At 60.1% G+C, this 13,060-nt stretch carries 10 protein-coding genes; 9 read left to right on the top strand and 1 reads right to left on the bottom strand.

The genetic code is table 11. The annotated features are described in order from the left end of the window. The first annotated feature begins 5 nt into the window (after positions 1-5). The 9 genes from accC (at position 6) to AC06G5_RS02885 (ending at position 11,984) form a co-directional block, all read left to right on the top strand. Positions 6-1,364, top strand: coding sequence for an acetyl-CoA carboxylase biotin carboxylase subunit (accC, locus tag AC06G5_RS02925; protein WP_223462769.1), 1,359 nt, complete (start codon positions 6-8; stop codon positions 1,362-1,364). Between the two features lie 271 nt (positions 1,365-1,635). Next, positions 1,636-2,514: a 50S ribosomal protein L11 methyltransferase gene (gene prmA / locus AC06G5_RS02920; RefSeq protein ID WP_413427394.1), complete on the top strand. Its 879-nt coding sequence runs from the start codon at positions 1,636-1,638 to the stop codon at positions 2,512-2,514. A gap of 30 nt (positions 2,515-2,544) precedes the next feature. Further along, positions 2,545-3,798, top strand: a complete 1,254-nt coding sequence (locus tag AC06G5_RS02915; RefSeq protein ID WP_413427393.1) for a DUF3426 domain-containing protein — start codon at positions 2,545-2,547, stop codon at positions 3,796-3,798. Between the two features lie 184 nt (positions 3,799-3,982). Continuing rightward, positions 3,983-4,993, top strand: coding sequence for a tRNA dihydrouridine synthase DusB (dusB, locus tag AC06G5_RS02910; RefSeq protein WP_480458959.1), 1,011 nt, complete (start codon positions 3,983-3,985; stop codon positions 4,991-4,993). Beyond that, complete coding sequence (gene fis / locus AC06G5_RS02905) at positions 4,990-5,310, top strand: DNA-binding transcriptional regulator Fis (RefSeq protein WP_007907419.1); 321 nt, start codon at positions 4,990-4,992, stop codon at positions 5,308-5,310. The genes dusB and fis overlap by 4 nt, the downstream gene beginning before the upstream one ends. A gap of 82 nt (positions 5,311-5,392) precedes the next feature. Then, a complete protein-coding gene (gene purH / locus AC06G5_RS02900) occupies positions 5,393-7,000 on the top strand; it encodes a bifunctional phosphoribosylaminoimidazolecarboxamide formyltransferase/IMP cyclohydrolase (RefSeq protein WP_413425523.1) in 1,608 nt (535 codons plus the stop codon). 148 nt (positions 7,001-7,148) lie between these two features. Beyond that, positions 7,149-8,444, top strand: coding sequence for a phosphoribosylamine--glycine ligase (gene purD, locus AC06G5_RS02895; protein ID WP_480458958.1), 1,296 nt, complete (start codon positions 7,149-7,151; stop codon positions 8,442-8,444). 100 nt (positions 8,445-8,544) lie between these two features. After that, entirely contained in the window at positions 8,545-11,322 is a 2,778-nt protein-coding gene (locus tag AC06G5_RS02890) for a hybrid sensor histidine kinase/response regulator (protein ID WP_413703647.1), read from the top strand. Positions 11,323-11,387: 65 nt separating this feature from the next. Next, positions 11,388-11,984 carry a MarC family protein gene (locus AC06G5_RS02885; protein ID WP_111284385.1) on the top strand — a complete coding sequence of 199 codons (597 nt, stop codon included), beginning with the start codon at positions 11,388-11,390 and terminating at the stop codon, positions 11,982-11,984. 197 nt (positions 11,985-12,181) lie between these two features. Here the strand turns inward: AC06G5_RS02885 and AC06G5_RS02880 are convergent, their stop codons facing one another. After that, complete coding sequence (locus AC06G5_RS02880) at positions 12,182-13,027, bottom strand: hypothetical protein (RefSeq protein WP_413425516.1); 846 nt, start codon at positions 13,025-13,027, stop codon at positions 12,182-12,184. Between the last annotated feature and the right edge of the window lie 33 nt (positions 13,028-13,060).

Here is a 13,060-nt window from a genome sequence, read left to right as displayed (position 1 = left end):
CTTTGATGACTGCGAAGTTGGAAAAAGTTCTGATCGCCAACCGCGGTGAGATCGCCCTGCGGATCCTGCGCGCCTGCAAAGAGATGGGCATCAAGACCGTCGCCGTTTACTCCAAGGCTGACAAGGAACTGATGCACCTGGGCCTGGCGGACGAATCCGTCTGCATCGGTCCGGCATCGGCCGCCCACTCCTACCTGCACATTCCGGCAATCATTGCCGCAGCCGAAGTGACTGGCGCCACCGCCATTCACCCGGGCTACGGCTTCCTTGCGGAAAACGCCGACTTCGCCGAGCAGGTCGAGAAATCCGGCTTCGCGTTCATTGGCCCGAAAGCTGAAACCATTCGCCTGATGGGCGACAAGGTATCGGCCAAGCACGCCATGATCGCCGCCGGCGTACCGACTGTTCCGGGCTCTGACGGCCCGTTGCCGGAAGACGAAGAAACCGCTCTGCGCATCGGTCGCGAAGTCGGCTACCCGGTGATCATCAAGGCCGCTGGCGGCGGCGGTGGTCGCGGCATGCGCGTTGTGCATAAAGAAGAAGACCTGATTTCCTCGGCCAAACTGACCCGCTCCGAAGCAGGCGCGGCGTTCGGTAACCCGATGGTCTATCTGGAAAAATTCCTGACCAACCCACGTCACGTGGAAGTCCAGGTTCTTTCCGATGGTCAGGGTCACGCTATCCATCTGGGCGACCGCGACTGCTCGTTGCAACGTCGCCACCAGAAAGTTCTCGAAGAAGCGCCGGCACCGGGCATCGACGAGAACGCGCGCGAGGAAGTCCTCGCCCGCTGCGTCAGGGCGTGCATCGACATCGGTTACCGTGGCGCAGGTACTTTCGAGTTCCTGTACGAGAACGGTCGCTTCTACTTCATCGAGATGAACACTCGTGTCCAGGTAGAGCACCCGGTATCGGAAATGGTCACCGGCATCGACATCGTCAAGGAGATGCTCAGCATCGCCGCCGGCAACAAGCTGTCGTTCACCCAGGATGACGTCGTCATCCGCGGTCACGCACTGGAATGCCGGATCAACGCCGAGGACCCGAAAACCTTCATGCCGAGCCCGGGCACGGTCAAGCATTTCCACGCTCCAGGCGGCAACGGCGTTCGCGTCGATTCGCACCTGTACAGTGGCTATGCCGTTCCGCCGAACTACGACTCGTTGATCGGCAAGCTGATCACCTACGGCGCAACCCGTGACGAAGCCATGGCGCGCATGCGCAATGCGCTGGACGAAATCGTGGTCGACGGGATCAAGACCAACATCCCGCTGCACCGCGACCTGACCCGCGATGAAGGCTTCTGCAAAGGGGGCGTGAATATTCACTACCTCGAGCACAAGCTGGCTGGCGAGAAGCACTAAGCTTCGAACCCATCAACAAAGCCGCCTTTGGGCGGCTTTGTTGTATCTGGACGCTCCATCAGATAGGTGACTTTGCACATTCCCTGTGGGAGCGGGCTTGCCCGCGAAGGCGTCTGCACACCCAACATCAATGTAGCAGGCAGTCCGCTTTCGCGAGCAAGCCCGCTCCCACAGGTACAGTGGACTCCCACAAACCCTCCGCGCTCGCGTAAACTTGCGCGCTTCTCGCAGCCCGCTAGGCTGCAATCAACATTTTTCAAAGGTGCCCGCCATGCCTTGGCTGCAAGTACGTCTCGCCATCAGCCCAGAACAAGCCGAAACCTATGAAGACGCTTTCCTTGAAGTGGGCGCCGTGTCGGTGACCTTCATGGACGCCGAAGATCAGCCGATCTTCGAGCCGGAACTCAACACCACGCCGCTGTGGTCGCACACGCACCTGCTGGCCCTGTTCGAAGGCGGTACCGAGCCCGGCCCGGTACTGGCCCATCTGGAGCTGCTGACCGGCAGCCCGCTGCCTGAACACCACAGCGAAGTGATCGAAGACCAGGACTGGGAACGCAGCTGGATGGACAACTTCCAGCCAATGCGTTTCGGCCAGCGCCTGTGGATCGTGCCGAGCTGGCACGCCGCGCCGGAGCCTGATGCAGTGAATCTGCTGCTGGACCCAGGCCTGGCATTCGGCACCGGTACCCACCCGACTACCGCACTGTGCCTGGAATGGCTCGACGGTCAGGACCTGAAGGACTGCAACGTGCTGGACTTCGGCTGCGGCTCGGGGATTCTGGCGATTGCCGCCCTGTTGCTGGGCGCAAAACAAGCCGTCGGTACCGATATCGACGTGCAGGCCCTGGAAGCCTCCCGCGACAACGCCGGACGCAACAACATTGCCGAAGAGCTGTTCCCACTGTACCTGCCGCAAGACCTGCCGCAGGTTCAAGCCGATGTACTGGTCGCCAACATTCTCGCCGGCCCGCTGGTTTCCCTGGCACCGCAGTTGTCCGGCCTGGTCAAGCCGGGCGGTCGCCTGGCGCTGTCGGGCATCCTCGCCGAACAGGGCGACGAAGTCGCTGCCGCCTACGCCGAGGACTTCGATCTGGATCCGATCGCCAATCGCGATGGCTGGGTGCGCATCACTGGCCGTCGGCGCTAGAATGACCGCCTGCATAATCCGGATCGCCGCATGACCGATAGCTTCGTCACCCAGTGCCCGCATTGCCAAACCAGCTTCCGCGTCAGCCATGCCCAGTTGAGCGTGGCGCGTGGCGTGGTTCGTTGCGGCTCCTGCCTGCAGGTGTTCAATGCCGCCAGGCAGTTGCTTGAACAGGCGGGCAAGGAATCACCGGTAGCGACGCCGATTCCGCCTGTGCAGCCTGCGCAGCCCCTCGAACCATCGCCGCCGCGCGCCATCAGCCAAAAGCAATGGAGCGCGACCGAACTGGACCTGGACAGCCTCGACCTCGACGAAGAACTCGCCCGGCTCGAACAGCGGGAGATCCAGCCGGCCACCGAACTCGGTCGCCATCGCGACGACTCGCTGAGCGCCCGTCGCGACAGCACCGGGCAGGATGACGAAGAGCCGTGGTCCGACAGCCTGTTCAGTGAGTCGGCCGCCGATCGTGCGCAAGCCGACGAACCGCTCGACAGCCTTGAAACGCCAGAGCCCACGGTCGAACCGGGCAAAGCCTCACGTACCGAACCTTCGCTGTCCCTGGAACCGGTTGATCTGGACGACGAGCCGCAGCCGCCCCAGCTGCGATTGCACGACCCTCTCGATGCACCGCTGAACCACGAACGCCTGTCGGCCACCGACGAAAACGGAATCGACGACAACCTGCCCTCGATCGAACCGCTGCGCAAACGACGCGAGCGTAGCGAGCCGGGCGTGCGCGCTGAAGTGCTGCAAGACCTGACCGACGATCCGCTGCAACTGGATTGGCAAAAACGCCGCTCGCCCTGGGGCCGACGACTGCTGTGGTCGCTGCTGGTGCTGATTGCCGCTGGCGCCCTCGCCGGCCAGTACATCGCCTACCATTTCGACGAACTGGCGCGACAGGATCAATATCGTCCGTGGTTCCAGCAACTTTGCCCGCAAATCGGCTGCATCGTGCCCTCCAAAGTCGACATCGCGAAAATCAAAAGCAGCAACCTGGTGGTGCGCAGCCATCCCGAGTTCAATGGCGCTCTGGTGGTCGATGCGATCATCTATAACCGCGCGCCCTTCTCCCAGCCCTTCCCGCTGCTGGAACTGCGCTTCGCCGACCTCAATGGCCACCTGATCGCCAGCCGCCGCTTCAAACCCGGCGAGTACCTCAATGGCGATCTCGAAGGCATGGCGGAAATGCCACCGCAAACGCCGATCCACATCGCCCTGGACATTCTCGACCCCGGCGCCAAAGCCGTGAACTACAGTTTGAGCTTTCACTCTCCGGAGTGAAACGCCTCATCCACCTAGGATTGATGTCGGCTTTTTGACTCCACCCGGCAAACCAAACCACGGGTAATAACAGAATAACTGTTCAGATTTTGTTCAATTCAGCCTTTATCCAGTCATCGAGAGCGGGTATCATGCCAACCCTTTTTCGAACTCCCATGATCCGGCCCCACAACAGGGAAGTCCTATGTCGGCGGTACGCATCGGCCCATACACATTACATAACAGCTTGATTCTCGCCCCCATGGCGGGCGTCACCGACCAGCCCTTTCGTCAGCTGTGCAAGCGCCTGGGCGCGGGACTGGTTGTCTCGGAAATGGTCACCAGCGACATGAGCTTGTGGAACACCCGCAAGTCGCGCATGCGCATGATCCATGAAGGTGATCCCGAGCCACGCTCGGTACAGATCGCCGGTGGGGACGCGCAAATGCTGGCGGACGCCGCCCGTGCCAACGTTGAAATGGGCGCGCAGATTATTGATATCAACATGGGCTGTCCGGCAAAAAAAGTCTGCAACAAGGCTGCCGGTTCCGCACTGTTGAAGGATGAGCCCTTGGTAACCGAGATCCTGCAGGCTGTCGTGGCCGCGGTCGATGTGCCGGTTACCCTGAAGATCCGGACCGGTTGGGACCGGGACAACAAGAACGGCCTGACGGTGGCGAAAATCGCCGAGCAGGCAGGCATTACGGCGCTGGCAGTGCATGGCCGCACCCGTGCCGACCTGTACACCGGTGAAGCCGAGTACGACACCATTGCCGCGATCAAGCAGGCGGTGTCGATTCCGGTCTTCGCCAACGGCGATATCGACTCGCCGGAAAAAGCCCGGTACGTGCTCGACGCGACCGGTGCCGATGGCCTGCTGATTGGCCGGGCCGCCCAGGGGCGGCCGTGGATTTTTCGCGAGATCGACCATTTCCTGCGTACCGGCGAGAAGCTCCCGGCGCTGGAGCTGATCGAGGTGGAACGCATTCTGCTAGAGCATCTGGCCGCCCTGCACGCCTTCTATGGCGATGTCATGGGTGTACGCATTGCTCGAAAGCATGTGGGCTGGTATCTCGCAACCCTGCCGGGCGCCAGGGAGTTTCGTGCCCACTTCAATCGTTTGGATGGTACGGATGCACAATGCGCCAACGTTCAGGCGTTTTTCGCCGAACGTTACAAGAGCCTGACAGGGGACGGAGAGTGGGTGGCCGCATGACGATGATGACCGAGACTTTAGTGAGTGGAACAACACCCGTGAGCGACAACGTGAATTTGAAACAGCACCTCAATACACCGAGCGAAGAGGGCCAGACCCTTCGCGGGAGTGTCGAGAAGGCGCTGCACAATTATTTCGCCCACCTTGAGGGCGCTGCCGTCACGGATGTGTACAACCTGGTGCTCTCCGAAGTCGAGGCTCCCCTGCTCGAGTGCGTGATGAACTACGTCAAGGGCAACCAGACCAAGGCCAGCGAGCTGCTCGGGCTGAACCGGGGCACGCTGCGCAAGAAACTCAAGCAGTACGATTTGCTGTAAGCATTCAATCAAACCAGAAAGGCGCCCGCGTAAAACCGGTCGCCTTTTTTGCTGACTTCCTTTGCTTTTGATGGAAATTGAGATGACCGACCAGACTACCCGCCTGCCGATCCGCCGCGCCCTGATCAGCGTTTCCGACAAGACCGGGATCCTCGAATTCGCCAAGGAGCTTGAAGCCCTGGGCGTCGAGATCCTCTCCACCGGCGGAACGTTCAAGCTGCTGCAGGACAACGGCGTTGCCGCAGTGGAAGTCGCTGATTACACCGGTTTTGCCGAGATGATGGACGGCCGGGTGAAGACCCTGCACCCGAAAATCCACGGCGGGATCCTCGGTCGTCGCGGTATCGACGACGCCATCATGAGCGAGCACGGCATCAAGCCGATCGATCTGGTAGCGGTCAACCTGTACCCCTTCGAAGCCACCATCAACAAGCCTGGCTGCGACCTGCCGACCGCCATCGAGAACATCGACATCGGTGGCCCGACCATGGTCCGTTCAGCGGCCAAGAACCACAAGGACGTGGCCATCGTGGTCAACGCCAGCGATTACGCCAGCGTCCTGGAAAACCTCAAGGCCGGCGGCCTGACCTACGCCCAGCGTTTCGACCTGATGCTCAAGGCCTTCGAGCACACCGCCGCCTACGACGGCATGATCGCCAACTACATGGGCACCGTGAACCAGGCTGCCGACACCCTGAGCACCGAAGGTCGCAGCGAGTTCCCGCGCACCTTCAACAGCCAGTTCATCAAGGCCCAGGAAATGCGCTACGGCGAGAACCCGCACCAGAGCGCGGCGTTCTACGTTGAAGCCAAGCCTGCCGAAGTCGGCATCGCCACCGCGACCCAATTGCAAGGCAAGGAACTGTCGTACAACAACGTGGCCGACACCGACGCCGCGCTGGAATGCGTGAAGAGCTTCGTCAAACCGGCTTGCGTGATCGTCAAGCACGCCAACCCGTGCGGCGTGGCTGTCAGCCCGGACGCCGAAGGCGGCATCCGCAAGGCCTACGACCTGGCCTACGCCACCGACACCGAATCCGCCTTCGGCGGCATCATCGCCTTCAACCGCGAACTGGATGCCGAGACCGCCAAGGCCATCGTCGAGCGTCAGTTCGTCGAAGTGATCATCGCCCCGAGCGTCAGCGCAGAAGCCCGCGCCATTGTCGCCGCCAAAGCCAACGTACGCCTGCTGGCCTGCGGCGAGTGGTCGGCTGACCGCGCCGCGGCCTGGGACTACAAGCGCGTCAACGGTGGCCTGCTGGTACAAAGCCGTGACATCGGCATGATCGGCGCCGATGACCTCAAGGTCGTGACAAAACGCGCACCGACCGAACAGGAAATCCACGACCTGATCTTCGCCTGGAAAGTCGCCAAGTACGTGAAGTCCAACGCCATTGTCTACGCCAAGAACCGCCAGACCATCGGTGTCGGCGCCGGCCAGATGAGCCGCGTGAACTCCGCGCGTATTGCTGCAATCAAGGCTGAGCATGCTGGTTTGCAGGTTCAAGGTGCGGTCATGGCGTCCGACGCCTTCTTCCCGTTCCGCGATGGCATCGACAATGCGGCCAAGGCCGGTATCACTGCGGTGATCCAGCCAGGCGGCTCGATGCGTGACAATGAAGTGATTGCAGCCGCTGACGAAGCTGGCATTGCAATGGTATTCACCGGCATGCGCCACTTCCGTCACTAATAGAACGGCTTCCCCTGTAGGAGCGAGCTTGCCCGCGATGAACGATAAGACGCCGCGTTGATTCAGACACCCAGCGTTATCGTTAACCACCATCGCGAGCAAGCTCGCTCCTACAGTTCCCAGATTTGCGTCATCCGAGGTTTTTGAAATGAATGTTTTGATCATTGGCAGCGGTGGCCGTGAACACGCCCTGGCCTGGAAAGTGGCTCAGGATCCGCGCGTGCAGAAGGTGTTCGTGGCTCCGGGCAACGCCGGTACCGCCATCGAAGCCAAGTGCGAGAACGTCGCCATCGACGTACTGGCACTTGAGCAACTGGCAGACTTTGCCGAGAAAAACGTTTCCCTGACCATCGTCGGCCCTGAAGTGCCGCTGGTTGCCGGTGTTGTGGATCTGTTCCGCAGCCGCGGTCTCGACTGCTTCGGCCCGACGGCTGGTGCTGCGCAGCTGGAAGGTTCGAAAGCCTTCACCAAGGATTTCCTGGCTCGTCACAAGATCCCGACTGCCGACTACCAGAATTTCACCGAAATCGAGCCGGCCCTCGCTTACCTGCGTGAAAAAGGCGCTCCGATCGTGATCAAGGCCGACGGTCTGGCCGCCGGTAAAGGCGTGATCGTCGCCATGACCCTGGCCGAAGCCGAAGACGCCGTGCGCGACATGCTGGCGGGCAATGCCTTTGGCGATGCGGGTTCGCGCGTGGTCATCGAAGAGTTCCTGGACGGCGAAGAAGCCAGCTTCATCGTCATGGTCGACGGCAAGAACGTGCTGCCGATGGCCACCAGCCAGGACCACAAACGCGTCGGCGACGGCGACACCGGTCCAAACACCGGCGGCATGGGTGCTTACTCCCCGGCGCCAGTGGTCACCGCCGACGTGCACAAGCGCGTCATGGACCTGGTGATCTGGCCGACCGTGCGCGGCATGGCCGAGGAAGGCAACGTCTACACTGGCTTCCTGTACGCCGGTCTGATGATCGACAAGGCTGGTAACCCAAAAGTCATCGAATTCAACTGCCGTTTCGGTGACCCTGAGACCCAACCGGTGATGCTGCGTCTGCAGTCGAGCCTGGTGCTGCTGGTCGAAGCCGCCCTGGCCAAGGCGCTGGATAAAGTTGAAGCGCAATGGGATCCACGCCCGAGCGTCGGCATCGTCCTGGCCGCTGGCGGCTATCCTGGTGACTACGCCAAAGGCGCAGCCATCAAGGGGCTGGAAGCAGCCTCCGCACTGGAAGGCAAGGTTTTCCACGCCGGCACTGCGCTCAAGGATGGTCAGGTAGTGACGGCCGGTGGTCGTGTATTGTGCGCCACAGCCATGGGTGCCAGCGTCGACGCCGCACAGCAGCAGGCCTACAGGCTGGCGGCAGCGATTGACTGGGAAGGCTGTTTCTATCGCAAGGACATTGGCTACCGCGCCATTGCCCGCGAGCGTGGCGAAAATCAGGAATAAGGTAAACACCGCGCCAGGCAATGAACACGGTTTATTGCCTGGCTATTCCGGCGCCGCGCATCGTTATATTCTGGCATCAACCTAACGAAGGGATTTCGCCGTGCGCTGGCTCAGGATTGCCATAAGCTTGACCGTCACTTTGCTGACCTTGCTCTGCATGCTACCGGCCCAGGCCACGCAAGGCAGTGGCTGGGCGGTATTGCTCGACGAACAGGGCGACCTGCAACTGAGCGACATCCGTTCCGCACGCTACACCAATCAATTCAGCCCTATCGAACCCGACCGCATAACCGCGGCCGAACCCGATGGTGCGTTATGGTTGCGATTCAGGCTGGCACCGGGCAAACACGAACAATTGCTGCGGATGTTTGCGCCTGACCTGCGTCAGTTCAACATGTACGTACTGGACGGCGACAAGCTGATCGATCAATCCAGCACGGGCAACGAACAGCACCAATCCGAGCGGCCATTGCCCAGCAGCGACTTCATGCTCGCCCTGCCGCAAAGCGACAACCCCCTCGATGTATACGTGCGACTGGCCTCTGACCACCAGTTACGGCCCTATATCACCCTGCAATCGGCGATCACCGCGGCTGCCAACCAGAACCAGACGCTGATCTATGGCCTGCTGTTCGGTTGCATGGCCATGTTGATCCTGCACAATCTCATCCGCTACGCCTACACCCGCTCGCGCAGTGCCCTCTGGCTGGCGGCGTGCGAAGGGTTGTTGATGCTCAGCCTGCTGCTGTTGCTGAACCTTGCCAGCCCCTGGCTACCGGACTGGCATGCACTGCAAACGCCGGGGGCTTACCTGGCACTGCTACTGACTGCGCCTTGCGGCCTGATGCTTGCCCATCGCTTTTTCTCCCCGCTCGGGCCGCACCCGCTGAATCGGTTGCTGCTCGGCGAGGTCCTGCTCATCACCGCCTGCGGCCTGATGCTGTTGTTCGTCAATACCTTGCCGCTGAACTTCATTACCTACGGCCTGGTAGCCCTGGCAGGCCTGAGCATGCTGTTCATCAGCGCCTACCACTGGCAAAAAGGTTATCGCCCGGCTCGCCTCTTCGTGGCGGCCATGGTGGTGTTCAATCTCGGGACACTGGTCATCCTGCCCGCCCTGTTGGGGCTGACCCTGATCGAACCCCATGGCCTGATCACCACATTGCTGGTGTTCATCTGTATCAGCGGCCTGCTGATGAGCATCGCGTTGAGCGAGCGCCAGCGCCGCATCACCGAAGACCGTTTCAGCATCAGTCGCGACCTGGCGGCCAGCAACGCCGAGATCAACGCCAAGGCCGAGTTCCTGGCGAAGATCAGCCATGAGATCCGCACCCCGATGAACGGCGTCCTCGGCATGACCGAGCTGCTGCTGGGCACACCGCTTTCGGTCAAGCAACGCGACTATGTGCAGACGATCCACAGCGCCGGCAACGAGCTGCTGACACTGATCAACGAAATTCTCGACATATCCAAACTCGAGTCCGGGCAGATCGAGCTGGACGATGTGCAGTTCGACCTCAACGCACTGATCGAAGACTGCCTGAGCATCTTTCGCGCCAAGGCCGAGCAGCAAAACGTCGAGTTGATCAGCTTCATCCAGCCGCAAGTGCCGCGGGTGATCAGCGGTGACCCGACGCGCCTGCGCCAGACCCTGTTGAGCCTGCTGGAAAACGCCCTGAAGAAAACCGACGAAGGTGAAATCCTGATCGTCGTGGCGCTCGACGAGCGCAGCGCCAAACCTCGCCTGCGTATTGCGGTGCAGGACAGCGGCGAGCCCATGGACGCCGAAGAACGCGACGCCCTGATGCACGCCGAACTGCACAGCCGGCATTTCCTTTCGGCCACCCACCTGGGTGGCAACCTGGGCCTGGTGATCGCCCGGCAGTTGATTCGCTTGATGCAAGGGGAATTCGGAATCAAGAGTGGCAGCAACCAGGGCAGCACCCTGTGGCTGACCTTGCCGCTGGACCCGGATCGCCTCGAACACCCGACCTCAGACCTCGACGGCCCGCTGCAGGGTGCACGGGTATTGGTGGTGGACGATAACGACACCTGTCGCAAGGTGCTGGTGCAGCAATGCAGCGCCTGGGGCCTGAATGTCAGCGCCGCACCTTCCGGCAAGGAAGCGCTGGCACTGCTGCGCACCAAGGCTCATTTGCGCGATTACTTCGATGTGGTCCTGCTGGACCAGAACATGCCCGGCATGACCGGCATGCAACTGGCGGCCAAGATCAAGGAAGACCCGAGCCTGAACCATGACATCCTGCTGATCATGCTCACCGGCATCAGCAATGCGCCGAGCAAGATCATTGCGCGCAACTCCGGGATCAAGCGCATCCTCGCCAAACCGGTGGCCGGCTACACCCTCAAGACCACCCTGGCCGACGAGCTGACCCAACGCAACAAAGGCCTGGTCGTCTCGCAACCACTGCCAAGCGGCCCTGCCCTGCCGATCAAGGTCCCCAGCGACTTCCGCATTCTGGTGGCCGAAGACAACAGCATCTCGACCAAGGTGATCCGCGGCATGCTGAGCAAGCTCAATCTGCAACCGGACACCGCCTGCAACGGTGAAGAAGCCTTGCAGGCAATGAAAGCCCAGCGCTACGACCTGGTCCTGATGGACTGCGAAATGCCAGTCCTCGACGGCTTCTCGGCCACCCAGCAATTGCGTGCCTGGGAAGTCGGCAACCAGCGGGTCCGTACCCCCGTGGTGGCATTGACCGCCCATATCCTGGCCGAACACAAAGAGCGCGCGCGCCAGGCCGGCATGGACGGACACATGGCCAAACCGGTCGAACTGTCACAGCTGCGAGAATTGATCGAGCATTGGGTCGCCCAGCGTGACCAGCAGAATCGCGCAACGACCCAAACGTCCTGAGCCGACAGACTGCGCAACCCCTGATAGACTCCCCCTCGACTTCCCTCGCCAGTGAGCCCGGCACCATGCTCCATGTGTTGTTCAGCGTTTACTTGAAGATGCTGGTGCTCTACAGCCCATTCTTCGTATTGTCCTGCTTCATCAGCCTGACCCGTGGTTATTCGCGCAAGGAGCAGCGTCGGCTGGCCTGGAAAGTGGCGGTCGCCACACTGGTCTCCAGCGTGCTGTTGTACTTGTTCGGCCGAGTGATTTTCAGCGTTTTCGGTATTACCGTGGATGCATTCCGCATTGGCGCAGGCAGCGTCCTGTTCATCTCGGCACTCGGGATGGCACAAGGTAAATCGGCGGTGCAGACCGACAACGTGCAGCAGGATGTGACCATCGTCCCGCTGACCATTCCGCTGACCGTCGGCCCCGGCACCATCGGTGCCTTGCTGGTGATGGGCGTGAGCCAGCCGCACTGGGACGACAAGCTCACCGCCATTGTCAGTATTGCCTTGGCCAGCTTCACCGTGGGGGTGGTGCTTTATCTGTCGAGCCGCATCGAACGCATACTCGGCGATCAGGGCTTGCAGATTGTCAGCCGGCTGATGGGGCTGTTCGTCTGCGCACTGGCGGCGCAAATCATTTTTACCGGGGTGAAGGGGTACCTGGTACCTTGAACACAAAGCGCTCCGTTTCTGGCAAGTCGTGGGGCTAGTGGACTCGAAACATCCGTGTGCCTCACCACTGCACGATGCCTGCATCGCAATCCCTGCAACACCCAATGATGCAAACCGGGTAACCCTTCCCCCTCTACATCCTTATATGTTTCAAACAGGCCAGAGACAATCAGCCTCTGACCCTGGCTTAATTGAGTTCACTGCCTGCGTCGCGGAAATCTTTTAGCCAACACTTCTTTGCGATTCTGCGCCAGGATAAATTCGACATCATTTTTTACTTCAGCGTAAGCAGAAGGATTAAAGGCAAGAAAGTTGGAGCCCTGGTAAATATCGAGACCTGCAATTTTCAAATCCAAAAACAAAACCCCACCACCCACTTGGTCTCCAACATGATTAACAGATGAAAACGAAACTATGACCAATCCGTTCCTGGTTTGCTCGCAAGGCAGCAAGGCCAGTTTCACACCCTTGGCCCTGGTAACTTCATAGTTGAAAACCTTGATGGTTTCAGGCTCTTTTTCCAATGCTGACAATGTGCTGTCTGCGATGGCACTTAGCACGGTTGCACCTGGAATGGCCGCTTTTGCCGCTTCAACGCCCGCCTGGACAATAGTGGTGACGACATTTTTCATTGTCCCGCTGCCAGCCCTCCTCTTGTATTCGATACTCGCGTTGATGGGGACAGAACAGCCCATATCCTCCATACACTGGAGAAAAGCCCGGTGCCAGGCGGCAGGGCTATGACTATCTTTAGTCTCGCGATCGGCCTCCAGCTTCGAAAACTTTATGAGGTTTTCGATAATTGTCATATTCTCAAGCGAAATATTATCGCCATAACCAATAAGTGCATTACCCAAAACCAAAGCATCCAAAGCCTTGGTAGGACTCGAATCGTCCAACGCCTTGGGTGAACTTGAGGCAGTGGTCGACATTAATGCTCTGGCACGAGCTACACTGTTCAACAATGCCTTTGACCTGGCAAGACGCGCCTTCCCAATATCAGTGCATTGTCTGTGAGTTATAAAATCTTCTACAACTTCCATATCGGACAGTTCCTTTTAAGTTCGCTTAAGTCT

Source organism: Pseudomonas sp. WT-JTC (assembly GCF_056711565.1).
The sequence above is the reverse complement of the archived record's forward strand: the minus strand, read 5'-3'. Positions and strand labels throughout refer to the sequence as shown.

Bases quoted from the DNA above. Each gene is read 5' to 3' on its own strand.
- AC06G5_RS02885 (WP_111284385.1), top strand. From the start codon at position 11,388: ATGCTCCATGTGTTGTTCAGCGTTTACTTGAAGATGCTGGTGCTCTAC.
- AC06G5_RS02915 (WP_413427393.1), top strand. From the start codon at position 2,545: ATGACCGATAGCTTCGTCACCCAGTGCCCGCATTGCCAAACCAGCTTC.
- accC (WP_223462769.1), top strand. From the start codon at position 6: ATGACTGCGAAGTTGGAAAAAGTTCTGATCGCCAACCGCGGTGAGATC.
- purD (WP_480458958.1), top strand. From the start codon at position 7,149: ATGAATGTTTTGATCATTGGCAGCGGTGGCCGTGAACACGCCCTGGCC.
- prmA (WP_413427394.1), top strand. From the start codon at position 1,636: ATGCCTTGGCTGCAAGTACGTCTCGCCATCAGCCCAGAACAAGCCGAA.
- AC06G5_RS02880 (WP_413425516.1), bottom strand. From the start codon at position 13,027: ATGGAAGTTGTAGAAGATTTTATAACTCACAGACAATGCACTGATATT.
- purH (WP_413425523.1), top strand. From the start codon at position 5,393: ATGACCGACCAGACTACCCGCCTGCCGATCCGCCGCGCCCTGATCAGC.
- dusB (WP_480458959.1), top strand. From the start codon at position 3,983: ATGTCGGCGGTACGCATCGGCCCATACACATTACATAACAGCTTGATT.
- fis (WP_007907419.1), top strand. From the start codon at position 4,990: ATGACGATGATGACCGAGACTTTAGTGAGTGGAACAACACCCGTGAGC.